We start from the raw sequence: 22,932 nt of genomic DNA, 5'->3' as shown, positions 1-22,932 counted from the left end.
TCCAGGGGGCCGGCGATCTCGGCCTAGGCCTGTTCGTTTCGCGAACGATTTTCAGCAGGCACCCCCAAATTCGATCGGTCGAACAGCCGGGGGTTTTGCCCTCAGTTGCGCGTTTGAATCGGGGTTGTCCCTTGGTACGCTGCCTGCCGGTTGGAGCGCTCGCGCGCTCCGTGTCAAGTCAGCTGGAAGTGAACTTTTCCCCATGTCCCCCATGAATGCCATCGAATCCGTCCTGCAGCAGATGCGCGCCACCGCGCTCGCCAGCGGCATGGGGCCTGCAACCTCTGCGCCGACCGGCGCGGGCAGCTTTGCGGCCGAGTTGCAGCGCTCGCTCGCCAACATCAGCGGCGCGCAGCAGCAGGCCTATGCGCAGGCCGAATCGTTCGAACTGGGCAAGCCCGGCGTGGCGCTCAACGACGTGATGGTCGATCTGCAGAAGGCCAACGTGGCGTTCCAGACCGGGCTGCAGGTGCGCAACCGGCTGGTGACGGCGTACCAGGAAATCATGGGCATGCAGGCATGACGGTGAAGGGCAGCGACGTCAAACTTTTTTCGTCGTCGCCCTAAAGGTTTGCGGACACCCGCCGATATCTCCTTCAACGATGGCTTGAGTCTCACCGTGGAAGCGGGTCCAGCGTTACGGCCGATGGCCGGAGTCCACAACCTTTTGTCAATCAGGAGTCGAACATGGCGCAAGTCATCAATACGAACAGCCTTTCTCTTCTCACGCAGAACAACCTCAACAAGTCGCAATCGGCACTGAACACTGCCATCGAGCGCCTGTCGTCCGGCATGCGCATCAACAGCGCCAAGGACGATGCCGCCGGCCAGGCCATCGCCAACCGCTTCACGGCCAACATCAAGGGCCTGACGCAAGCTTCGCGCAACGCCAACGACGGCATCTCGATCGCCCAGACGACCGAAGGCGCACTGACCGAAGTCAACAACAACCTGCAGCGCATCCGCGACCTGTCGGTGCAAGCCGCCACCGGCACCAACTCGGCCACCGACCTGGACTCGATCCAGGCTGAAATCGGCCAGCGCCTGGACGAAATCAACCGCGTCTCGGAACAGACCCAGTTCAACGGCGTGAAGGTGTTGTCGGCCGACGCCGGCAAGCTGACGGTGCAAGTCGGCGCGAACGATGGCGAAACCATCGACATCGACCTGAAGGAAATCAGCGCCAAGACCCTGGGTCTGGAAAGCTTCAACGTGAACGGCACGGGCACGCTGAACAAGGCCGCCACCAAGGACGACCTGACGCTGGCTGGCGCTACCGTCAACGGCGCGCCGGTCAACGGCACGCAGAAGTACGACGTCACGGCCACCAACACGCTGGCCACGCGCAGCCAGCTGCTGGCGGGCGCCAAGGCGGGCGACTCGGTCGTTACCGTGGGTTCCACCTACACCTACGACGCGGCCAAGTCGAAGTTCACCTTCGGTGAAACGGGCCGCACCAACGCCGCCACGATCGCTTCGCTCCAGCCCGCAGCGGGCGAGAGCAAGACCGCAACGGTCACCATCGGCGGCAACTCGCTGGACGTCAAGATCGACAGCGCAGGCACGATCACCGCAGCCGACGGCTCCGCGCTGTGGGTGGACACGGTCGGCAACCTGACGCAGAACAACGCAGGCGGTACGGGTACGGCAGCCACGCTGACCAGCCTGACGACCAGCATGGCGGCCGTTGGCAGCACGGGCGGCACCATCAAGGTCGGCGGCACGACCTACACGGCCACCGCCGGTGCAGCCAACTTCGACGTCACCGGCGACGAAATCTCGGCCGCCGCGCTGAACGACAAGCTGGCTGCAGCAGGCGGCACGGCTGTGGCTGCATCGACCATCGGCGGCGTGGCAGGTGTCACGATCGCTGCGGACGGCACGGTCACCGGCGCCTACGTGGGCGCTGACGGCTCGCTCGGCAACTCGGCCACCACCGTGTCGACCTACAGCGTGCACAGCAACGGTGCAGTGACCGACGGCGCTGGCAACGCGGTCTACGCCGATTCGGCCAAGGCTGGCGCCTTCACGCTGAACGCCCGCAGCGGCAACACCTCCACCGTCGACCCGCTCAAGGCCCTCGACGCTGCCCTGTCGAAGGTCGACCAGCTGCGCTCCTCGCTGGGTGCGGTGCAGAACCGTTTCGACTCGGTGATCGCCAACCTCGGCACCACCATCACCAACCTGTCGTCGTCGCGTTCGCGCATCGAAGACTCGGACTACGCCGTGGAAGTGTCGAACATGACGCGCGCGCAGATCCTGCAGCAGGCCGGTACCTCGGTGCTGGCGCAGGCGAACCAGACCACGCAAGGCGTGCTCTCGCTGCTGCGTTAATTCGCGAAGACCGCCGGGCGCGCCTCACGAGGGTGGCGCCCGGCGTCTTTGTTTTTTTGCTCGCAGGCCTTCGGGGACACCCGAAGCCGCCTGCGTTGTCCTGTGCGGCCACGTTGTGGGCGAGGCCGCACAGGACAACGAACTCCACAAGAAGAAACGGAACGCAGACCATGTCCCAGCCCGTACCCGCCGCCACTGCCGTGGAAAGCCCATGGCTGCAGCAACTGCTCGCCGGCCGCACCGATGGCGCCGCTGCGACAGCCGCGACCGAGGCCACGGCACTGCGCAAGGCCGAGGTCGAAGAAGCGACGCCGGTGCAGATCGAGATGGCGGTGAAGTCGGTCAACGCATCGCTCGAAAGCCGTTCGATCAGCCTGCAGTTCGAGTTCGACCGCGACACCGACAAGCTCATCGTCAAGGTGGTCGACCGCAGCAACGGCGAAGTGATTCGCCAGATTCCGACCGAAGAGGTCGTTCGCATCGCCAAGGTCATGGACCAGCAGGCCGGGCTGCTCGTGAGCCAGCAGGCCTGACGGCGCGCTGCTTCCAGACCGCTTCATTTCATCCGCATTTCAGGACACCCTCGACATGGCATCGATCAGCAGCATCGGCGTTGGCTCCAACCTTGACCTGGGCGCATTGCTGACCCAGCTGCAGACCGCGGAGAACCAGCCGCTCGTGGCCCTGAAGGCCAAGCAGACCAGCTACAACAGCAAGCTCTCGGCCTACGGCACGCTGCAAAGCGCGCTCGCCGGCATTCAGGCCGCGGCCAAGAAGCTGGGCGACCCGGCGCTGTTCCAGGCGATCACCGGCACGCCGAGCGTGAGCGGCATCATGGCGGCCACCGGCACCGACCCGCGTTCGGCGGGCAGCTATGCCATCGACATCTCGCAGCTCGCACAGGCGCAGTCGGTCATCGCGAAGGGGCAGGCCAACACCACCACCGCGATCGGCAGCGGCAAGATCACCATCGACTTCGGCAAGGTCTCGGGCGGCACGCTCGACCCCGTGACCGGCCAGTACACCGGCGCCACCTTCGACAAGGACACCACGCGCACGGCCAAGCCGATCACCATCGACGCCAGCAACAACACGCTGGGCGGCATCCGCGATGCGATCAACGCGGCCAACGCGGGCGTCTCGGCCACCATCGTGAACGACGGCAGCGGCACGCCCAACCGGCTGGTGCTCACCTCCACGAAGACGGGCGAAACCTCGGCCATGCGCATCTCGGTGGACGGCGACGCCGCGCTGCAGAGCCTGCTGAACAACGACCCCGCCGGCACGCAGAACCTGCAGCAGACCGCGGCGGCGCAGAACGCCAGGCTCACCGTCAACGGCATCGCCGTCACCAGCACGACCAACTCGGTGACCGACGCCATCCAGGGCACCACGCTCACGCTGGTGCAGACCGGCAAGCTCAACCTCGTGATGAAGGCCAGCACGACGGCAGTGAAGACGGCCATCACCGATTTCGTGAAGGCCTACAACGCGCTGCAGAGCACGGCCAAGTCGCTCACCGCCTTCGACACCGACGCCGAAACCGCCGCGCCGCTCGTGGGCGACTCGACCTTGCGCAACCTGCAGACGCGCATCCGCCAGACGCTCACCAGCCCCCAGCCCGGCGGTGCGAACGACCTGAAGGTGCTCACGTCGATCGGCATCTCGTTCCAGAAGGACGGCACGCTCGCGGTCGACAACGACAAGCTCGACAAGGCCATCGACACCAACCTGGAAGGCGTGTCGAAGCTCTTTGCCAGCGGCACCGGCAGCACCACCGGCTACGGCAAGCAGCTCACGGCGGTGATCGACGACCTCACCGGCAGCAAGGGTGCGCTCAAGGCCGCCACCGACGGCGTGACAAGCACGCTCAAGCAGATCGACACCCAGTACGCCGAAATGAAGGAGCGGGCCGACGCGACCGTGGAGCGCTACCGCAAGCAGTTCGTGCAGCTGGACGTGGCGATGAGCAGCATGAACGGCACGCTGAAGTACCTCGCGCAGCAGTTCGACGCGATGAACGCCAGCAAGGGCTGAGGACAGGAGGCCGCATGTACAGCTCTCACCACTCCCGCACCGGTGTCGGCGCCTACGCGCGTGTCGGCATCGAGACCCGCGCCATGAGCGCGTCGCCGCTGCAGCTCATCCACATGCTGTTCGACGGCGCGAAGACCGCCATCGGCGCGGCGCGCCTGCACATGGCGGCCGGCGACATCGGCGCCAAGGGGCAGGCGATTTCGAAGGCGATCAACATCGTCGACAACGGCCTGAAGGCCAGCCTCGATGCCGGGGCGGCCGGCGAGGGCGGCACCGACATCGTCGGCAACCTGTCGTCGCTGTACGACTACGTCGTGCAACGCCTGCTGCTGGCCAACCTGCGCAACGACGTGCAGGCGCTGGACGAAGCCGACCGCCTGCTCGACCACCTCGCTTCCGCCTGGCGGGAGATCGACGACAGGCCTTCCAACTGATGATGCAGAGCGTGACCTGGGGGCAGGAACAGATGGCCGTGCGCAGCGAGATCGTTCATTGCTACGAGCAGCTGGCCGCGTGCATCTCGCGGATGCTGGCGCTGGCCCGCGCCAAGGAATGGGGGCAGCTGCCCGAGCTGGAGGCGCGGTGTTCGGCGTCGGTCGAGCGCCTGAAGGCGATCCAGCCGCTGGCGTCGCTGGAGCCCGCACAGCGCGACCTCGTGCTGCGCCTGCTCGAGCGCATCTGCACCGAGCAGGCCGAGCTGTCGGGGCTCATCAAGCCGCAGCTCGACGACCTGATCCGCCGCATGGATTCGCTGAACCACCAGAAGAACCTGGGCAGGGCCTACGGCCTCGCGCACTGACGCGAACCGACAGGACAACACCACCGTGGCCATGCTGGGACTCACCGGACTGATCGATGCGCTGATGGCCGCGCGCCTGACGCCGCGGCTGGACCTGCTCGGCCTCAAGTCGGAGACCACGGTGGGCGCGCCCGGTGCGGCGGTGGCCGTGCCGAAGACGGCGAACGATGTGCGCCTGCCTTCGCGTGCGGCGCTGGACCGGCTCGTGCCCTCGGGGGCGTCGGGTGGTGACGTGGCTGCGCCTGCAGGTGGCGGTGCACCGTCTTCCATCGACACGCGCCTGTCGGTGGCTGCGCGCGTGATCGGCGCGGTGCTGGCCGATCTGCAGGCCGAGCCCGGGCCGGTGCGTGGTGAGGCGCCGTTGTTGCTGCCCGTGGCGCGACAAGGCGTGAATGCCGCCGCGCTCTCGGGCACGCTGGCGCAGACGGTGTCGGACAGCGGGCTGTTCTACGAATCGCACTTGGCCGAGTTCGCGGCGGGCACGCGCACGCTGGCGCAGATGGCGCGGGAGCCGCAGGCGCGCTGGGCGAGTCCGGTGATGGTGGCGACGACGTTGGCACCAACAGGGCAGGGCGTGGTGACTGCCGCGACGGCGTTGACTGTGGCTGATGGTGCGACGCAGCCCGCGCCGAATGCAGCGGCGCCGGCCGACGCGCCGGAATCTGAAATCACGCAACCTGAGCGCGTGGTCGCGCGCAGCGAAACCGTCACCGCTCCCGCGCCGGATGCGGCGCGCGTGCAAGCGGCTTACGGTGTGTCCGATGCTGAGCCGGAAATGCCCGCGCCCCGCATCGCAGAACAAGCACGCGCCGCAGTCGATGTCGCCAGCACGCCCGCCCCACGCGGCGCCGAAGTGATCCACCCGCAAGCCGTCACCGTCGTGCACCAGCAGCTCGACCTGCTGGCCAGCGCCGCCTTCCGCTGGAGCGGCCACGCGTGGCCCGAGGTACCGATGGCGTGGGCGATCGAGGAAGAGCAAGCCAAGCCCGGTGCACGCGAAGGCGAGCCATCCGACGAAGAAGGCGCACGCCGCTGGTCCACCACGGTGTCGCTCGTGTTGCCGCGCCTCGGCGAAGTCGATCTGCGCCTGAGCCTTTGCGGTCCGACCGTGCAGGCGCACCTGCATGCGCGCGAAGACAGCACCGTGGCCCGCCTGCGCGGCGACGCCGGCCGGCTCGCGCAACGTTTTGAAGCCGTGGGCCTTCAGCTGCAGCAGTTGCAGGTCACGGCGAAGGAAGCGGGATGAGCGATGACCTTCGCAACCGCCACAGCGCCGTCGTGCTCTCGCACGCGGACACGCGCAAGGCGCCCGTCGTGGTCGCGAAGGGCTATGGCGTGGTGGCCGAATCGATCATGCGCGAGGCGCGCACGCACGGGCTTTACGTACATGCGTCGGCCGACCTCGTGAAGCTCTTGATGCAGGTCGACCTCGACCGCCAGATCCCGCCGCAGCTGTACCAGGCGGTCGCGGAAGTGATGGCCTGGATTCACCGGCTGGAAGGCGGCGCCGAGGCTGCGGCGCCGTGACGAAGCGGCGTTCTATGGAAAGTCATTGATGTATTGAAGGATTAAAAAACCTGCCTTCATATTCACGCGGTTGGTACTCGATAGTCTTTTTAAATTCAATTGACGACGTGATTGCCAATGACGAAATACACACGCCAGTAACAATTGCTTGCGCTGCCTGGGTATTCCGCACTCACCGTGCATGAAACCGATTCCCTAGAGGGAAGGTCGGGCTTTCCCGTCGACCGTCCATTTGACTTTTTGTGCTACTTTGTCTTCGAAGTGTAAATAAGTGTGTATATAATGTATACATGTTGGATTGGACGGCGAAGTCGACATGGAATCGGAAATGGAACTAGACGTGGAAAATTGCAATGTCAACGCAGGCGGTGTGATTTCGAAGGAAATCGGCGAGATCAATCTGGCCTACATGCTGCTCGCGCAGAAGCTGGTGAAGCGGGACCGGGCGGAAGCCATGTTCCGTCTCGGCGTGGGGCGCGAGCTGGCCGATCTGCTCATGAACATGTCGCTCAGCCAGATCGTGAAGCTGGCCGCGTCCAACTTCCTGCTGTGCAGCTTTCGCCTGGACGACCGGCCCATGTTTGCCGTGGTCGGCGAGGGCAAGGAGTCGGCGCTGCAGCAGGCCCACATGTCGATCCTGATGAGCGCGCGCCAGGCGCAGGCCCAGGCTCAAGCCCAGCCGCAGATGCGCAAGGCGGGGTCGGCCAGCGCATGACCGCCAAGAGCATCCTGGGCGAGGTCCGGCAGGTGCAGCTCGCGGTCGAGCTCATCGGCCTGGGGGCGCGCCTGCAGTTCCTGGAGGGCGTGGTCGCGCTGAGCCGCGAACGGCTGATCCGCCTGTACAAGGAACTCAAGGGCGTCTCGCCGCCCAAGGGCCTGCTGCCGTTTTCTACCGACTGGTACATGACCTGGCTGGCGAACATCCACTCGTCGATGTTCTACAACATCTACCGCTTCATGCGCGACGAGGCCGGCGAGGACGAACTGCCCGCGCTCATCAAGGCCTACCGGCTTTACGCCGAGCAGGTCGAATCGCAAGGCAGCGAGGTCGTGCTCGACTTCACGCGCGCCGAAACCATGGTGCGTTTCTTCGACAGCGACATGCTGCAGCTGAGTCCGTGCAGCCGCTGCGGCGGGCACTTCGTGGCGCATGCGCACGACCACAAGCACGGCTATGTGTGCGTGCTGTGCCGCCCGCCTTCGCGCGCGGGCAAGGCGCGCAAGCCCAAGCTCGCGCCCGTGCGCCGCGCTGGCCTGATCGCCGGCGGTCCGGTGCTCGATATCGGCGGCGCCGTCTCGTGAAAGTGCCCCGGCGCCCGGCGCGGGTTTTTTGTTTTGGACGCCTCAGGGCATAGGGGAAGCGCGTGCTGGTTCTGTTGGGATATCTGGTGGTGATCGGCGCCGTCTTCGGCGGCTACGGCCTCATGGGCGGGCATTTCGGCGTGCTGTTCCAGCCGGTGGAGCTGCTCATGATCGGCGGCTCCGCGCTCGGCGCGTTCATTGCGGGCAACAACGGCAAGACCATCAAGGCGACCATCCGGGAGTTGCCGCTGCTGCTGCGTTCTTCCAAGCACAACCGCCAGCTCTACATGGACCTGCTGGCGCTCTTGTACGAGCTGCTCGCCAAGGCCCGCAAGGAGGGGATGATGAAGCTCGAGTCCGACGTGGAAGCGCCGGCGCAGAGCGAAATCTTCAGCCGCTACCCGACCATCCTGGCGCACGAGGGCATCACCGTGTTCCTGTGCGACTACCTGCGCCTGGTCATCAGCGGCAACACCGACGCGCACGAGATCGAGGCCCTCATGGACCACGAGATCGAGACGATCCGTCACGAGGCCGCCGTGCCCGGCCACAGCCTCTCGCGCGTGGGCGACGCGCTGCCCGCGCTGGGCATCGTCGCGGCCGTGATGGGCGTCGTGCATGCACTGGGCTCGGCCCACCTGCCGCCGTCCGAAATGGGCGCGCTCATTGCGCACGCCATGGTCGGCACCTTCCTGGGCGTGCTGCTGGCGTACGGCTTCGTGTCGCCGCTGGCCTCGCTGATCGAACAGAAGGTCGAAGAGGCCATGAAGGTTTATCAATGCGCCAAGGTCACGCTGCTGGCCAGCCTGAACGGCTACGCGCCGCAGCTGGCCGTGGAGTTCGGCCGCAAGGTGCTGTTCTCGACCGAGCGCCCGTCCTTCACCGAGCTGGACGACCACGTCCGCGAAGTCAAGGCGCGCTGATCCGCAACCCGCCATGAGCGACGCGAAGCCCCGCATCATCATCAAGCGTGCCCACGGCGGCGGGCATGGCGGCGGCCATGCGGGCGGCGGCTGGAAGATCGCTTATGCCGACTTCATGACGGCCATGATGGCCTTCTTCCTCGTCATGTGGCTGCTGTCGATCTCGAGCCCGAAGCAGCGCGAAGGCATTGCCGAGCACTTTCGCATGCCGCTGCGCGTGGCGCTGGCCGGTGGCGACAAGAGCAGCATGAGCACCAGCATGATCCCCGGCGGCGGCGCCGACGTGATGCACACCGAAGGCGAAGTGCGCCAGACCGAAGCCGACAGCGAAGACGCGGCCGACGCGAGCCGCCTGGCCGAGATGAAGAAGAAGCTCGACGAGCTCATCGAGAAGAGCCCGGTGTTCCAGCAGTTCCGCTCGCAGATCCTCATCGACATCACGACCGAAGGCCTGCGCCTGCAGATCGTGGACAGCGAGAACCGCCCGATGTTCGAGCTGGCCAGCGCCCGCGTGGTGCCGCACATGCGCGCCATTCTTCGCGAGCTGGCGCCGGTGCTCAACGGCCTGCCCAACAAGCTCACGCTGTCGGGCCACACCGACGCCATCGTCTACACCAACGACCGCGCCTACGGCAACTGGGAGCTCTCGGCCGACCGCGCCAACGCCTCGCGCCGCGAGCTGGTCACGGGCGGCATGGCCGAGGACAAGGTGCTGCGCGTGATCGGCCTGGCCGACAGCATGCACCTGGACCGCGCCGACCCGCGCAATCCCATCAACCGCCGCATCAGCATCATCTTGCTGAACCACCGCACGCAGGAGCGCATCGAGCGCGAGAACAGCAACGACGCCGGCGCCACGCGCATCGGCCTGCCGCCGCCGGCCGCGCAGGCCCGCACCGCGGCGGGACACACGGCGGGATAACAAGAACAAGGAAGCGGCCGCGCGCGAGAGCGCGGGCCCCGGAGCACCACAGATGGACCTCAGTCAATTCACCCAGGCCTTCTTCGTCGAAGCCATCGAGCTGCTGGCGGAGATGGAGCAGCTGCTGCTCGACCTCGACGTCGAGGCGCCCGACAGCGAGCAGCTCAACGCCATCTTCCGCGCGGCGCACTCGATCAAGGGCGGCGCGGCCACCTTCGGTTTCACCGCCTTGACCAACACCACGCACGTGCTCGAAACGCTGCTGGACAGGGCCCGCCACGGGCAGCTGCACCTGAGCGCTCCGATGATCGATGCCTTTCTGGAAACGAAGGACGCCTTGCAAGAACAACTCACCGCCTACCAGGCCGGCAAGGAGCCGGACGCCGACCGGGTCGCCCACATCTGTGGCGTGCTGCAGCAACTGGCGATGGAGAACAACCACGCCGCAGCGCCCGCGCCGGCCCCCGCGCCTGCACCGGCGCCTGTCGTTCAAGCCGCTGCGCCGGCCGACGAAGGCAGCAGCGACGGTGTGCTCGTCATCCGCTTCGCGCGCCTGTCCGACAGCGAATGCGACCTGCTCGCCGGCGAGCTGACCAACCTCGGCACTGTGCTGACGCGCACGCGCAGCAACGACCAGCTCACCGTGCGGCTCGCCACCACCTGCGACCCCGACGACATCGTGGCCGTGTGCTGCTTCGTCATCGACGAATCGCAGATCGACATCACGCGCGAAGTGGCCGACGTTGCCGCACCCGTGGTCGCAGTTGAAGAACCCGTCGTGCAACCACCCGCCGCACCGGCCCCTGCACCGGCCGCCTCCGCACCCGCACCCGCGCCGGCCGGTGCCAAGGAATCCAGCTCCATCCGCGTCGATGTCGAGAAGGTCGACCAGCTCATCAACCTCGTGGGCGAACTCGTCATCACGCAGTCGATGCTCACGCAGGCCGCGACAGTGCTCGACCCCGTGGCCTACGAGCGCTTCCTGAGCGGCCTGGGCCACCTGGAGCGCAACGCGCGCGACCTGCAGGAATCGGTGATGTCGATCCGCATGATGCCGATGGACTACGTGTTCAGCCGCTTCCCGCGCGTGATCCGCGACGTGAGCGCCAAGCTCGGCAAGCAGGTGCGCCTGGACACCTACGGCAAGGAGACCGAGCTCGACAAGGGCCTCATCGAACGCATCGTCGATCCGCTCACGCACCTCGTGCGCAACAGCCTGGACCACGGCATCGAGGCCCCCGATGTGCGCCTGGCCAAGGGCAAGGACGCCACCGGCCAGCTGCTGCTGTCGGCGCAGCACCACGGCGGCAACATCGTGATCGAGGTGAGCGACGACGGCGCGGGCCTGAACCGCGAGCGCATTCTCGCGAAGGCGCGCCAGCAGGGCCTGCCGGTGAACGACGCCATGCCCGACGAAGAGGTGTGGCAGCTGATCTTCGCGCCCGGTTTCTCCACGGCCGAGCAGGTCACCGACATCTCGGGGCGCGGCGTGGGCATGGACGTGGTCAAGCGCAACATCCAGGAGATGGGCGGCCATGTCGAGATTCATTCGCGCGGCGGCCAGGGCACGTCGACGCGCATCGTGCTGCCGCTCACGCTCGCCATCCTCAACGGCATGTCGGTGCGCGTGGGCAGCGAGGCGTACATCCTTCCGCTGAGCTACGTGATCGAGTCGCTGCAGCCGCTGCCGGAGCACCTGCATTCCATCACCGCCGACGGCCACGTGATCCGCGTGCGCGGCGAGTACCTGCCGCTCATCGAGCTGCACCGCGTGTTCGACGTGGCCGGCGCGCAGACGCAGCCCACGCAAGGCATCCTCGTGATCGTGCAGGCCGACGACAGCCGCTTCGCGCTCTTGGTCGACGAGCTGCTCGGCCAGCACCAGGTGGTGGTGAAGAACCTGGAGACCAACTACCGCAAGGTGCCGGGCATCTCGGCCGCCACCATCGTGGGCGACGGCAGCGTGGCCTTCATCGTCGACGTGGGTGCCATGCCGCGCATCCAGCGCGCGCAGGCTGCAAGCGCGGCGGCACTGGCTGGCGCGGCGCGCCGCAGCACCGACGCCCTCGCGTCCTGAACCAGTTCATTCGACGGACGGCCGCATGAGGTTCGATTTCTTCCGGCGCCCGGGCGCCGACGGCAACGGCGTGCCCGCCGAGGCAATGCCACCCATCGCACCCGCGGTCGGCGCCGACGGCCATGTCGCCTACGCCATGCTGCTCGACGGCAAGCGCCGCGTGGTCGGCTACCGCATGGCCTGGCGCGCGGCCGGGCAGCGCACCGATGCGGGTGCGGCGGCTGGCGTCAAGGCGCTCATGGACACGCTGGGCCTGCACCTGAACCCCGGCGGCCACGGCTGGCTGCTGGGCGAACAGCGGGTGTTCGTCGACGTCACGGTCGATGCGCTGTTCCAGAGCGAGCTGCAGTCGCTGCCGCCGCGCAACGTCGTGCTCTGCATGAAGGCCGACGAGCTGACGGACCCCGACATGCGCTCCATCCTGCTGTTCCTGCGCGAGCAGGGCTTCGGCTTCATGCTGTGCGGCGACGCTGCGCTGCCGGACGACGACGAACTGCGCGCCATCGTCACGCATGTGGAGGTGGCGCCCGCCGACCTGGCGGCCGTGTCGCCCGCAGGCCCGGCGCCCATCGCCGCGCGTGTGGCGAACTGGTCCGAGTTCGAGGCCTGCGCCGCACGCGGCGTGCAGGTGTTCGTCGATGGCGCCGTGCGCCTGCCGCCGGCGCGCGACACGGCCGATGCACTGCAGCCCGAGTCGCAGCTCATCGTGCACCTGATGCAGATGATCCTGCGCAACGAAGACGTGCGCGCGATCGAGGGTGCGCTCAAGCACGACGCGGCGCTCACCTACCGGCTGCTGCGCTACATCAACTCGCCGTCGGTGGGGCTGGCGGTCGAGATCCATTCGCTGCGCCATGCGGTCGCCATGCTCGGCTATTCGCCGCTGTACCGCTGGCTGTCGCTGCTGCTGGCCACCAGCAACAAGGTCAGCTCGCCCTTCATGATGAAGAAGGCGATTTTGCGCGGGCGCTTCGTCGAGCTGATGGGGCAGGGCATGCTGCCGCCGAGCGAGGCCGACAACCTGTTCGTTGCCGGCATGTTCTCGCTGCTCGACCAGCTGCTGGGCGTGCCGATGGAAGGCGTGCTGCGCAAGGTGCAACTCACCGAGGCGGTGCAGCAGGCGATTCTTTCGCGCAGCGGTGTCTACGGCCCCTTCGTGGCGCTGGCCGAAAGCTGCGAGACCGACGACGGCCGCGCGGCGCGGCTGTCCGAGGCGCTCTTCCTGAGCGCGGCACAGGTCAATGCCGCGCAGCTGTCGGCGCTGGTGTGGGCGCTCGACGCCGGCCCGGCGGTGGCCGCGCCACCCGCCTGAGCTGTGGAAATGCAAGGCTTTTGCATGTCTGATCGGCCCATTGGAAACGGCGGTCTCTGTGACCATTGAAAGTCACGCTTCCAGGCTGGCTGTGACGACCGAGTTCCTTTTTACCGACCACGACTTCTCCCGAATCCGGACCCTCATCCATCGCCGCGCCGGCATCGCCTTGGGCGAGCAGAAGCGGCAGATGGTGTACAGCCGGCTGTCGCGGCGCCTGCGCGAGCTGCAGGTGCCCGCGTTCGCGTCGTACCTGGACCAGCTCGAGGCACGCCACGACGGCGACGAGTGGCAGCTGTTCATCAACGCGCTCACCACCAACCTGACCTCGTTCTTTCGCGAGGCGCATCACTTTCCCACGCTCGGCGCGCACGTGCGCAAGATGCCCGGACCGATCACCGTCTGGTGCGCCGCCGCTTCGACGGGCGAAGAGCCGTACTCGATCGCCATCACGTTGATGGAAGCGCTGGGCGACCGCGCCAGCTCGGCCCGCGTCATCGCCAGCGACATCGACACCGCGGTGCTGGCCAAGGCCGCCACCGGCGTCTTCACCACCGAGCAGGTGCGGCGCATGTCGCCCGAGCGGCTGCGGCGCTTCTTCAACAAGGGCACCGGCACCAACGCCGGCAAGGTGCGCGTGCGCCCCGAGGTCGCCGCGCTGGTGAAGTTCTCGCGCGTCAACCTGCTGGACAACACCTGGGCGGTGAAGGAGCCGGTGGACGCGATCTTCTGCCGCAACGTGATGATCTATTTCGACAAGCCGACGCAGAAGAAGGTGCTCGACCGCTTCGCGCCGCTGCTCAAGCCGGGCGGCTTGCTGTTCGCCGGCCACTCCGAGAACGCGTCGCTCGTCAACCCGGCCTTCCGGCCGCTGGGGCAGACGGTGTACGAGCTGTCGCGCACGCCGGGCACTGCATGAGCCTGGCGAGCCATCATTACTTCGACCGCGATGTCGGGCGCATGGCCGTCAAGCTGCTGCCCTCCGAGTACTACGTGACCACCGACCACACCGTGCTGAGCACCGTGCTCGGCTCCTGCGTGGCCGCGTGCCTGCACGACGCGCAGGCGGGCGTGGCCGGCATGAACCACTTCATGCTGCCCGACGACGGCGAGCCCGGTGCGGGCTCGATGCGCTACGGCGCCTACGCCATGGACGTGCTGGTGCGCGAGCTGGTGCGCGCGGGTGCGCGGCGCGAGCGGCTGCAGGCCAAGGTGTTCGGCGGCGGCGCGGTGCTGGCCGGCATGACCACGCTGCACATCGGCGACCGCAATGCCGACTTCGTGCTGCGCTACCTGCAGGCGGAACGCATCGAGGTCGCGGCGCAAGACCTGCGCGGTCCGCACGCGCGCCGCGTGTGCTTTCTGCCCGAAAGCGGCAAGGCCGTGGTGCGCCGCCTGCGCGCGCAGACCGAGGTGCTGCGGGTGCGCCACGACGAAGGCGAGCTGCTGCGCCGGCTGTCGGTGCCCGGCACGCCGCACGAGATCGACAGAACCAAAGGAAGCCGGTGAGCCTGACGAGCCAAAAAAAGATCAAGGTGCTCTGCGTCGACGATTCGGCGCTGATCCGCAGCGTGATGAGCGAGATCATCAACAGCCAGCCCGACATGACCGTGGTCGGTACCGCGGCCGACCCGCTGGTGGCGCGCGACCTCATCAAGGTCACGAACCCCGACGTGCTCACGCTCGACGTGGAAATGCCGCGCATGGACGGCCTGGAGTTTCTCGAGAAGCTCATGCGCCTGCGGCCGATGCCCGTGGTCATGGTGTCGTCGCTCACCGAGCGCGGCTCGGAGATCGCGCTGCGTGCGCTGGAGCTGGGCGCCATCGACTTCGTGACCAAGCCGCGCCTGGGCGTGCGCGACGGTCTGCTCAACTACACCGAACTCATCGCCGGCAAGATCCGCACGGCCGCCAGCGCGCGGCTGCTGCCCGCCCGGCCCGCGGCCACGGCGGCACGCACCGCCCACGAGGCCGCGCCCGAGGCGCTGCTGCGCAGCCCGCTGCTGAGCACCGAGAAGCTGCTCATCATCGGCGCCTCCACCGGCGGCACCGAGGCGATCCGCGAGGTGCTGCAGCCGTTGCCGCCCGACGCGCCCGCGGTGCTCATCGCGCAGCACATGCCGGCCGGCTTCACGCGCTCCTTCGCGCAGCGGCTGGACGGCCTGTGCCGCATCCGCGTGAAGGAGGCGGAGCAGGGCGAGCGCGTGCTGCCGGGCCATGCCTACATCGCGCCGGGCGGCTTTCACCTGTCGCTGGCGCGCAGCGGCGCGAACTACGTGGCCCACCTGGACCAGGAGCCGCCCGTGAACCGCCACCGGCCGTCGATCGACGTGCTGTTCGATTCGGCCGCCAAGCACGCGGGCAAGAACGCCATCGGAATCATCCTCACCGGCATGGGCAAGGACGGGGCCGAGGGCCTGCTGCGCATGCGGCGCGCGGGCGCGCACACGCTGGCGCAGGACGAGGCCAGCTGCGTGGTCTTCGGCATGCCGCGCGAGGCGGTGGCGCTGGGCGCGGTGGACGAGGTGTCGCCCCTGAACGAAATCAGCCGCCGCGTGATGGCGCACCTTCGCACGTTCGGTGAACGCGCGAACCGGGTGTGACGAGTTTGAATAACGACCTGTGGAGTTGGAAACATCGTGATCGATAAGAGCATCAAGATTCTGGTTGTGGATGACTTCCCGACCATGCGGCGCATCGTGCGCAACCTACTGAAGGAGCTGGAGTTCCTCAACGTCGACGAGGCCGAGGACGGCGTGGCCGGCCTGGAGAAGCTGCGCGGCGGCAACTTCGGCTTCGTGGTCTCTGACTGGAACATGCCGAACATGGACGGCCTGACCATGCTGCAGACGATTCGCGCCGACCCCGAGCTGAAGAAGCTGCCGGTGCTGATGGTCACGGCCGAGGCGAAGAAGGAAAACATCGTCGCGGCTGCGCAAGCCGGCGCCAACGGCTACGTGGTGAAGCCATTCACCGCGGCGACGCTGGAAGAGAAGATCACGAAGATCTTCGAGAAGCTGGCCAAAGAGGCGGCTTGATGTGGCTTGGGTGTGCGCGCTCTGGTTCAGGGCGACGCTCCCGCCGACGGGGTACCTTGCTCCGCGAATGTCCTCCGGCCTGCGGCCTCCCCCTTAATTTCGCTGCGCAAGGCACCCCATCGACGTGAGCGTCATGCGCATTGGTCGTTGATCGGCGAGCACCAGCGGCGTGCCCCGTGCTCAGGGCACTGGGTGCTTCCCGCAGCGAAATCAAGGAGGAGGGCGAAGCCCGGGGGACATTCGCGGAGGGAAGTACCCGGTGGCCTGTGCACACCCCCCGAAAAGACCAGACCCTGCAGCACAAGGAATCACTGACATGAACGACAACGCCCCGGAACCCGCCAACACGACCGAAGAACTGCTAGGCCGCATCGGCCACCTCACGCGCCAGTTGCGTGAAGGCCTGCGCGAACTGGGCCTGGACAAGCAGGTGGCCAAGGCCGCCCAAGCCATTCCCGATGCGCGCGACCGCCTCAACTACGTGGCGGCCACGACCGAGCGCGCCGCGCATCGCGCGCTCAACGCCATCGACGTCGCACAGCCGCTGCAGGAAGCGCTGGCCACCGACGCCAAGGCCCTGACACAGCGCTGGGACCAGTGGTTCGAGAACCCGATCGAACTCGACCACGCGCGCGAGCTCGTGCTCGACACGCGCGGCTACCTGAGCGACGTGCCGCAGCGTGCGAGCGCGATCAACACGCAGCTCATGGAGATCCTGATGGCGCAGGACTTCCAGGACCTCACGGGCCAGGTCATCAAGAAGATGATGGAAGTCGTGAACGACGTCGAGACGCAGCTGCTGCAGGTGCTCATCGACAACTCGCCGCCCGAGAAGCGCCACGAGGCGGTGCAGAGCCTGCAGAACGGACCGCAGGTGAAACCTGGCAACCCCGATGCCGTGACCGACCAGTCGCAGGTCGACGACCTGCTCGAGAGCCTCGGGTTCTGAGCCGCTTGATTGTCCGAATAGCAGGGCGATACCGGCCCTGATCGGCAGATTGTTCCGAACCACCGGATTCAATAATTTGGGTCTGGGCAAGGCGTACGTCGCCAGTGCTGGTTCGGAGCATGAATGGCTGAGGAAAGCGATCTCGAGAAAACGGAACCCGCCTCCGAGCGGCGCCTGGAGAAGGCGCGCGAGGAAGGCAACGTGGCCCGTTCGCGCGAGCTCACCACCTTCGTCATGCTCGCCACCGCGAGCGCCGGGTTGTGGTTCGCCGCGGAGTCGCTCGGCGCGAGCATGAACGGCGCGCTGCGCCACGGCCTGCAGTTCGACCGTGCCAGCGCCTTCGACCCTGCGCACATGCTCTCGCAGAGCGGGCGCATGGTGCTGCAGGCGCTTTTCGCCATCGGGCCGCTGTTCGCCATGATGGTCGTGGCCGCCGTGGCCGCGCCACTGATGCTCGGCGGCTGGATGTTCTCCGGCAAGGCCGTCGCACCGAACTTCGGAAAACTCAATCCTCTGGCCGGCATCGGCCGCATGTTCTCGGCGCAGGCACTGGCCGAACTCGTGAAGGCGCTGGCCAAGTCGGCGCTGATCGGCGGCGTGGCGTGGTGGGTCATCGTGGACGACATCGAGGCCGTGATGGCGCTCATGTCACAGCCCGCGCACGAGGCGCTGCCGCACGCGCTGGTGCTGGTTGCCAAGCACTGCGCGCTGATCGCCGCCACGCTCTTTCTCGTCGCGCTCGTCGACGTGCCCTTTCAGCTGTGGAACTACTACCGCAAGCTGCGCATGTCGCGCGAAGACGTGCGCCAGGAGCACAAGGAAAGCGAAGGCGATCCGCACATCAAGGCGCAGATCCGCCGGCAACAACAGCAGATGGCACGCCGCCGCATGATGGCCGAGGTGCCCAAGGCCGACATCGTGCTCACCAACCCGATGCACTTCGCCGTCGCGCTGCAGTACCTGGACAGCGACATGCGCGCACCGCGCGTGGTCGCCAAGGGCACCGAGCTGGTGGCCGCGCGCATCCGCGAACTGGCGAAGGAACACAAGGTCGCGATCCTCGAAGCGCCGCCGCTCACGCGCGCGCTCTACCGGCACACGAAGCTGGGCGAGGAAATTCCGGCGGGCCTGTACACCGCGGTGGCCGAGGTGCTGGCGTGGGTGTACCAGCTCAAGCGCTGGAACAGCGAGGGCGGTGAGGCGCCGCGCACGCCGACCGACCTGCCGGTGCCGGCCGATCTGCAGTACTCGCCGGCGGCCGTATGAACGCACTGAACGACCTGATGCGCCTGCCGGCGCGGATGTTCTCCGGCTCGCACGTGAAGGGGCTGGCAGGCCCGATCCTCATCATCCTCATCCTGAGCATGATGGTGCTGCCGCTGCCGCCCTTCCTGCTCGACCTGCTGTTCACCTTCAACATCGCGCTGTCGGTGATGGTGCTGCTGGTGAGCATGTACACCATGAAGGCGCTCGACTTCGCGGCCTTCCCGGCGGTGCTGCTGTTCTCGACGCTGCTGCGCTTGTCGCTCAACGTGGCCTCCACGCGCGTGGTGCTGATGCACGGCCACACCGGGCCCGACGCGGCCGGCAAGGTGATCGAGGCCTTTGGCCACTTCCTCGTGGGCGGCAACTTCGCGGTGGGCGTGATGGTGTTCATCATCCTCGTGCTCATCAACTTCATGGTGATCACCAAGGGCGCGGGCCGCATTGCCGAGGTGGGCGCGCGCTTCATGCTCGACGCGATGCCGGGCAAGCAGATGGCGATCGACGCCGACCTCAACGCCGGCCTGATCGGCGAGGAAGTCGCCCGCAAGCGCCGCGCCGAAGTGGCGCAAGAGGCCGACTTCTACGGCTCGATGGACGGTGCCAGCAAGTTCGTGCGCGGCGACGCGATCGCGGGCCTGCTCATCATGGTCATCAACATCATCGGCGGCCTGGTGGTCGGCATGGTGCAGCACGGGCTCGACTTTTCCACGGCCGCCAAGACCTACACGCTGCTGGCCATCGGCGACGGCCTGGTGGCGCAGATTCCGGCGCTGGTGATCTCGACCGCGGCCGGCGTGATCGTGTCGCGCGTGACCACCGACGAAGACGTGGGCAGCCAGCTCACGGGCCAGCTCTTTTCCAATCCGCAGGTGCTGTTCCTCACGGCCGGCATCGTCGGCCTGCTGGGCATGATCCCGGGCATGCCGAACCTGGCCTTCCTGCTGATCGCGGGCGGCCTGGTGTGGCTCGGGCGGCGGCTGGTGCAGCGCAAGCCGCAGGAGGCGGCGAAGCAGGCCGCAGCCGCTGCCGCCGCGCAAGGTGCGGCGGGCGTGCCGGTCGCGGCCGAGCAGGCCGAAGCCACCTGGGACGACGTGGCCATGGTCGATCCGCTGGGCATGCAGGTCGGCTACCGGCTGATCCCGCTGGTCGACCAGTCGCAGCAGGGCGAGCTGCTGGGCCGCATCAAGAGCATCCGCAAGAAGATCGCGCAGGAGCTGGGCTTTCTGGTGCCGGTGGTCCACATCCGCGACAACCTGGAGATCAAGCCCAACGCCTACGTCATCAGCCTGAAGGACGTGGAGATCGGCCGCGGCGAGGCCTTCCCCAACCAGTGGATGGCGATCAACCCCGGCCAGGTGACGGGCACGCTGACCGGCACGCCCACGCGCGACCCGGCCTTCGGCCTGGAGGCCACCTGGATCGACGGCAGCCTGAGGCAACAGGCGCAGGTGTACGGCTACACCGTGGTCGATGCCTGCACCGTGATGGCCACGCACCTGAACCACCTGATCCACACCCACGCGGCCGAGCTGCTGGGCCGCCAGGAAGTGCAGCAGCTGCTCGACCAGATCGCCAAGACCGCGCCCAAGCTCACGGAAGACCTGGTGCCCAAGGTGCTGTCGCTGAGCACGCTGCACAAGGTGCTGCAGAACCTGCTCGACGAAGAGGTGCCGATCCGCGACATGCGCACCATCCTCGATGTGATGGCCGAGCACGCGCCGACGGTGAAAGACCCGACCGAGCTCACCACGCTCACGCGCCTGGCGCTGGGCCGCGCCATCACGCAGCAGCTGTTCCCGGGCGACGAGGAGATGCAGGTGATCGGCCTGGACGGCTCGCTCGACAGCGTGCTGCAGCAGGCCCTGAACAACAGCAGCGGCATCGAGCCGGGCATTGCCGACAACCTGCTCAAGCAGGCACAGGCCGCCATCGTGCGGCAGGAGCAGATGGGGCTGGCGCCGGTGCTGGTCGTGCAGCACGCGCTGCGCGTGCTGCTGTCGCGCTTTTTGCGGCGCAGCCTGCCGCAGCTGAAGGTGCTCTCGCACGCCGAGATTCCTGACGCCCGGACCATCAAGATCACCGCCGCCATTGGAGGACGAGCCGTTTGAATCCACAGACCGACGTGCGCGACGTGCGCACCACCGCACGCAAATTCGTCGCGGCCACCGGCCGCGAGGCCCTGCGCCTGGTGCGCGAATCCCTCGGCGCCGAGGCCATCGTGCTCACGCACCGTGCTACTGCGCAGGGCGTCGAGATCGTCGCCATGGCCGAGGGCGATGTGCAGGAGACGGTGCAGGCCGCAGTGCCCGCTGTGCCCGCAGTTGCGCCTGTGACCGCCTCCGCCGACCCCACCGTGCTCAGCGAACTCCATTCGATGCGCGGCATGATCGAGGAACAGCTCGCCAGCGTGGTCTGGAGCGACAGCCAGCGCCGCGACCCCGTGCGCGGTCGCCTGCTGCGCACGCTGCTCGGCGCCGGCTTCAGCGCGCGCCTGTCGAAGGCCATGCTCGAGAAGCTGCCCACGGGCCAGAGCTACGCCGACGGCATGGCCTTCGTACGCTCCGAACTCGTGCGCGCGGTGCCGGTGCATGAAGACGAAGACGCGCTGTTCGCGCAGGGCGGCGTCTATGCCTTGATGGGCCCGACCGGCGTCGGCAAGACCACCACCACCGCCAAGCTGGCCGCGCGCTGCGTGATGCGCTTCGGCGCCGACAAGCTCGCGCTCGTCACCACCGACAGCTACCGCATCGGCGCCTACGAGCAGCTGCGCATCTACGGCCAGATCCTCAACGTGCCGGTGCACGCCGTGAAGGACGCGGCCGACCTGCAGCTGGTGCTGCACGACCTGCGCGACCGCCACATGGTGCTGATCGACACCGTCGGCATGAGCCAGCGCGACCGCGCCGTGCCCGAACAGATCGCCATGCTCGGCAGCAGCCAGCGGCCGGTGAAGCGGCTGCTGCTGCTCAACGCCACCAGCCACGGCGACACGCTCAACGAGGTGGTGCACGCCTACCGCCAGGGCCATGCGCTGGCGGGCTGCATCTTCACCAAGGTCGACGAGGCCACGCACCCGGGCGCGCTGATCGACACCGTGATCCGCCACCGCCTGCCGGTGCACTACATCTCGGGCGGCCAGAAGGTGCCCGAGAACCTGCTGCGCGCCGACCGCGTGCAGCTGGTGGACAGCGTGTTTCAGCCGCGCCAGCACAGCCCGTTGTTCGTGCCGGCGGAAGCTGATCTGGCGGACGAGGCCGCGCCTTCAGTGCAGGCACAGGGTGAGACCGATCGTCTGCGCTTGCGCTACCAGAGCCTGATCCGTGCGATGGCGCATGACGCGCAGGAACTGGCGACCACGGCCGGTGCGCTGGCCGGTGCGCACATCGGCTTCGACGGTGCGCGCACGCTGTGGCGACAGGCGAGTGTCGAGGCGATCGATGCCAAGGCCGTGCTGCACGACCTGTCGGCGTTCGCGCGCGGCGAGGTGGCTGCGGGTTGCGACACCCATGTGCTCGCGCTGGCCGGGCAGGTGGGCCTGCGCGCGACGGACAGCGGCGACGCCTACGTGTGCCACGGCAGCCTGCTGCTGTCGGACCGAGGCGGCCTGCCGCTGGCCGCGCCGAACCAGTGGCTTTCGACGGCTGCGGCGCGCCAGTCGGCACAGCCGGGATCGCGTCAGGCCCAGTGGCTGCAGCAACAGGATTTCGGCAAGCGACTCGTGCATGTGCTGGGCAAGCCGCCGGCGGTCGAACAGATGCTGGCGTGGCAGGCCGAAGGTACGCAATGGCTGGCGCGCGCGCCGGGCACCACGGCCGTGACCGACGTGCGCACCGGCGCCGCGACCACGCTCGCGCGCCTGGCCTTTGCATTCGATGACGCGACTGAACGGGCTGTGCGTTATCGCGGCAAGGCTGCACTGCAATGCGAAGCGCAAGTCGAGGTGCTGCCGCGCGGCGCCATCGACCGCGACGCCATGCCCGCGCTGCGCTGCATCGCTGTGCGCGTGGCCGATGCGCGCAGCCGCAAGCTGTTGTCGCAAACCTGCGTGCTCACCAACCTCGGCGCCGAGGTCGGCGCACCGCAACTCGCGCAATGGCAGGGCTGGGCTGCTGACGCCGAGCCGTGCTTCCGCCTGCTGCGCGACGGCGTGCATCTCGCGGGCGGCATGGGCGAGCCCGGCGATCCTCAGATGATGAAGCGCCTGCTCGTCGCCGGCCAGGTCACGACCACCGTGTGGCGCCTGCTGCAGGCCGAAGGCGAATGGGCCGACCGCACGCGCCTGCTGCTGGGCCAGCTCACGGGCCGCGCCACGCGCGCCGGTCGCGCCATGACGGGCGGCGCGCTGTATGCGGGTGTGGGCAAGCTGTTCCTGCTGCTCGATGCGCTGGGCACCGAATCGGCAGGGCCCGCGCAAGCGCCACGCGCGCTGGAACGCCAGGGCTGAAG

Annotated in this window: 22 protein-coding genes; all 22 read left to right on the top strand. The window is 67.6% G+C overall.

Translation table 11 applies throughout. The features are described 5' to 3' along the window. The first annotated feature begins 202 nt into the window (after positions 1-202). The 22 genes from fliE (at position 203) to flhF (ending at position 22,930) form a co-directional block, all read left to right on the top strand. The gene (gene fliE, locus GFK26_RS32770; protein WP_153285647.1) at positions 203-523 is read left to right on the top strand and encodes a flagellar hook-basal body complex protein FliE; all 321 of its coding nucleotides are present in this window, start codon (positions 203-205) and stop codon (positions 521-523) included. 164 nt (positions 524-687) lie between these two features. Continuing rightward, complete coding sequence (locus GFK26_RS32765) at positions 688-2,334, top strand: FliC/FljB family flagellin (RefSeq protein ID WP_153285646.1); 1,647 nt, start codon at positions 688-690, stop codon at positions 2,332-2,334. A 170-nt stretch (positions 2,335-2,504) separates the two neighbouring features. Then, positions 2,505-2,867, top strand: coding sequence for a flagellar protein FlaG (locus GFK26_RS32760; protein WP_153285645.1), 363 nt, complete (start codon positions 2,505-2,507; stop codon positions 2,865-2,867). A 55-nt stretch (positions 2,868-2,922) separates the two neighbouring features. Further along, positions 2,923-4,371, top strand: a complete 1,449-nt coding sequence (gene fliD / locus GFK26_RS32755) for a flagellar filament capping protein FliD (RefSeq protein ID WP_153285644.1) — start codon at positions 2,923-2,925, stop codon at positions 4,369-4,371. 14 nt (positions 4,372-4,385) lie between these two features. Next, positions 4,386-4,805, top strand: a complete 420-nt coding sequence (fliS, locus tag GFK26_RS32750) for a flagellar export chaperone FliS (protein ID WP_153285643.1) — start codon at positions 4,386-4,388, stop codon at positions 4,803-4,805. Continuing rightward, a complete protein-coding gene (locus tag GFK26_RS32745; RefSeq protein WP_228121839.1) occupies positions 4,805-5,170 on the top strand; it encodes a flagellar protein FliT in 366 nt (121 codons plus the stop codon). Before fliS ends, GFK26_RS32745 begins: the two co-directional genes overlap by 1 nt. 31 nt (positions 5,171-5,201) lie before the next feature. Beyond that, entirely contained in the window at positions 5,202-6,416 is a 1,215-nt protein-coding gene (locus tag GFK26_RS32740) for a flagellar hook-length control protein FliK (protein WP_153286186.1), read from the top strand. Further along, entirely contained in the window at positions 6,413-6,697 is a 285-nt protein-coding gene (locus tag GFK26_RS32735; RefSeq protein ID WP_153285642.1) for an EscU/YscU/HrcU family type III secretion system export apparatus switch protein, read from the top strand. Before GFK26_RS32740 ends, GFK26_RS32735 begins: the two co-directional genes overlap by 4 nt. A gap of 409 nt (positions 6,698-7,106) precedes the next feature. Continuing rightward, the gene (gene flhD / locus GFK26_RS32730) at positions 7,107-7,412 is read left to right on the top strand and encodes a flagellar transcriptional regulator FlhD (protein ID WP_319361120.1); all 306 of its coding nucleotides are present in this window, start codon (positions 7,107-7,109) and stop codon (positions 7,410-7,412) included. Beyond that, positions 7,409-7,999 (top strand): flagellar transcriptional regulator FlhC, encoded by a 591-nt coding sequence (gene flhC / locus GFK26_RS32725; protein ID WP_153285640.1) that lies wholly within the window; start codon positions 7,409-7,411, stop codon positions 7,997-7,999. The genes flhD and flhC overlap by 4 nt, the downstream gene beginning before the upstream one ends. A 62-nt stretch (positions 8,000-8,061) precedes the next feature. Next, a complete protein-coding gene (gene motA / locus GFK26_RS32720) occupies positions 8,062-8,922 on the top strand; it encodes a flagellar motor stator protein MotA (RefSeq protein ID WP_099791973.1) in 861 nt (286 codons plus the stop codon). Positions 8,923-8,935: 13 nt separating this feature from the next. After that, positions 8,936-9,844, top strand: coding sequence for a flagellar motor protein MotB (motB, locus tag GFK26_RS32715; protein ID WP_153285639.1), 909 nt, complete (start codon positions 8,936-8,938; stop codon positions 9,842-9,844). A gap of 52 nt (positions 9,845-9,896) precedes the next feature. Continuing rightward, positions 9,897-11,921 carry a chemotaxis protein CheA gene (cheA, locus tag GFK26_RS32710; protein WP_153285638.1) on the top strand — a complete coding sequence of 675 codons (2,025 nt, stop codon included), beginning with the start codon at positions 9,897-9,899 and terminating at the stop codon, positions 11,919-11,921. A gap of 25 nt (positions 11,922-11,946) precedes the next feature. Further along, the gene (locus GFK26_RS32705) at positions 11,947-13,233 is read left to right on the top strand and encodes an EAL and HDOD domain-containing protein (RefSeq protein WP_153285637.1); all 1,287 of its coding nucleotides are present in this window, start codon (positions 11,947-11,949) and stop codon (positions 13,231-13,233) included. A gap of 91 nt (positions 13,234-13,324) precedes the next feature. Beyond that, the gene (locus GFK26_RS32700) at positions 13,325-14,152 is read left to right on the top strand and encodes a CheR family methyltransferase (protein WP_228121837.1); all 828 of its coding nucleotides are present in this window, start codon (positions 13,325-13,327) and stop codon (positions 14,150-14,152) included. After that, complete coding sequence (gene cheD, locus GFK26_RS32695; RefSeq protein WP_153285635.1) at positions 14,149-14,742, top strand: chemoreceptor glutamine deamidase CheD; 594 nt, start codon at positions 14,149-14,151, stop codon at positions 14,740-14,742. The genes GFK26_RS32700 and cheD overlap by 4 nt, the downstream gene beginning before the upstream one ends. A gap of 65 nt (positions 14,743-14,807) precedes the next feature. Then, positions 14,808-15,836, top strand: a complete 1,029-nt coding sequence (locus tag GFK26_RS32690) for a protein-glutamate methylesterase/protein-glutamine glutaminase (protein WP_416222579.1) — start codon at positions 14,808-14,810, stop codon at positions 15,834-15,836. A 39-nt stretch (positions 15,837-15,875) separates the two neighbouring features. Then, complete coding sequence (gene cheY, locus GFK26_RS32685; RefSeq protein WP_180288722.1) at positions 15,876-16,271, top strand: chemotaxis response regulator CheY; 396 nt, start codon at positions 15,876-15,878, stop codon at positions 16,269-16,271. Positions 16,272-16,587: 316 nt separating this feature from the next. Next, positions 16,588-17,220 carry a protein phosphatase CheZ gene (gene cheZ / locus GFK26_RS32680; RefSeq protein WP_153285634.1) on the top strand — a complete coding sequence of 211 codons (633 nt, stop codon included), beginning with the start codon at positions 16,588-16,590 and terminating at the stop codon, positions 17,218-17,220. Positions 17,221-17,343: 123 nt separating this feature from the next. Continuing rightward, positions 17,344-18,486, top strand: coding sequence for a flagellar biosynthesis protein FlhB (gene flhB / locus GFK26_RS32675; RefSeq protein ID WP_153285633.1), 1,143 nt, complete (start codon positions 17,344-17,346; stop codon positions 18,484-18,486). Further along, positions 18,483-20,594, top strand: coding sequence for a flagellar biosynthesis protein FlhA (flhA, locus tag GFK26_RS32670; RefSeq protein ID WP_153285632.1), 2,112 nt, complete (start codon positions 18,483-18,485; stop codon positions 20,592-20,594). The genes flhB and flhA overlap by 4 nt, the downstream gene beginning before the upstream one ends. Continuing rightward, complete coding sequence (gene flhF / locus GFK26_RS32665; protein ID WP_228121836.1) at positions 20,591-22,930, top strand: flagellar biosynthesis protein FlhF; 2,340 nt, start codon at positions 20,591-20,593, stop codon at positions 22,928-22,930. The genes flhA and flhF overlap by 4 nt, the downstream gene beginning before the upstream one ends. Positions 22,931-22,932: the final 2 nt, after the last annotated feature.

It is taken from the genome of Variovorax paradoxus (assembly GCF_009498455.1).
Taxonomy (GTDB): domain Bacteria; phylum Pseudomonadota; class Gammaproteobacteria; order Burkholderiales; family Burkholderiaceae_C; genus Variovorax; species Variovorax paradoxus_H.
This window is presented reverse-complemented; position numbering and strand designations above follow the sequence as displayed.

Bases quoted from the DNA above. Each gene is read 5' to 3' on its own strand.
- fliE (WP_153285647.1), top strand. From the start codon at position 203: ATGTCCCCCATGAATGCCATCGAATCCGTCCTGCAGCAGATGCGCGCC.
- GFK26_RS32765 (WP_153285646.1), top strand. From the start codon at position 688: ATGGCGCAAGTCATCAATACGAACAGCCTTTCTCTTCTCACGCAGAAC.
- GFK26_RS32760 (WP_153285645.1), top strand. From the start codon at position 2,505: ATGTCCCAGCCCGTACCCGCCGCCACTGCCGTGGAAAGCCCATGGCTG.
- fliD (WP_153285644.1), top strand. From the start codon at position 2,923: ATGGCATCGATCAGCAGCATCGGCGTTGGCTCCAACCTTGACCTGGGC.
- fliS (WP_153285643.1), top strand. From the start codon at position 4,386: ATGTACAGCTCTCACCACTCCCGCACCGGTGTCGGCGCCTACGCGCGT.
- GFK26_RS32745 (WP_228121839.1), top strand. From the start codon at position 4,805: ATGATGCAGAGCGTGACCTGGGGGCAGGAACAGATGGCCGTGCGCAGC.
- GFK26_RS32740 (WP_153286186.1), top strand. From the start codon at position 5,202: ATGCTGGGACTCACCGGACTGATCGATGCGCTGATGGCCGCGCGCCTG.
- GFK26_RS32735 (WP_153285642.1), top strand. From the start codon at position 6,413: ATGAGCGATGACCTTCGCAACCGCCACAGCGCCGTCGTGCTCTCGCAC.
- flhD (WP_319361120.1), top strand. From the start codon at position 7,107: ATGCTGCTCGCGCAGAAGCTGGTGAAGCGGGACCGGGCGGAAGCCATG.
- flhC (WP_153285640.1), top strand. From the start codon at position 7,409: ATGACCGCCAAGAGCATCCTGGGCGAGGTCCGGCAGGTGCAGCTCGCG.
- motB (WP_153285639.1), top strand. From the start codon at position 8,936: ATGAGCGACGCGAAGCCCCGCATCATCATCAAGCGTGCCCACGGCGGC.
- cheA (WP_153285638.1), top strand. From the start codon at position 9,897: ATGGACCTCAGTCAATTCACCCAGGCCTTCTTCGTCGAAGCCATCGAG.
- GFK26_RS32705 (WP_153285637.1), top strand. From the start codon at position 11,947: ATGAGGTTCGATTTCTTCCGGCGCCCGGGCGCCGACGGCAACGGCGTG.
- cheD (WP_153285635.1), top strand. From the start codon at position 14,149: ATGAGCCTGGCGAGCCATCATTACTTCGACCGCGATGTCGGGCGCATG.
- GFK26_RS32690 (WP_416222579.1), top strand. From the start codon at position 14,808: ATGAGCGAGATCATCAACAGCCAGCCCGACATGACCGTGGTCGGTACC.
- cheZ (WP_153285634.1), top strand. From the start codon at position 16,588: ATGAACGACAACGCCCCGGAACCCGCCAACACGACCGAAGAACTGCTA.
- flhB (WP_153285633.1), top strand. From the start codon at position 17,344: ATGGCTGAGGAAAGCGATCTCGAGAAAACGGAACCCGCCTCCGAGCGG.
- flhA (WP_153285632.1), top strand. From the start codon at position 18,483: ATGAACGCACTGAACGACCTGATGCGCCTGCCGGCGCGGATGTTCTCC.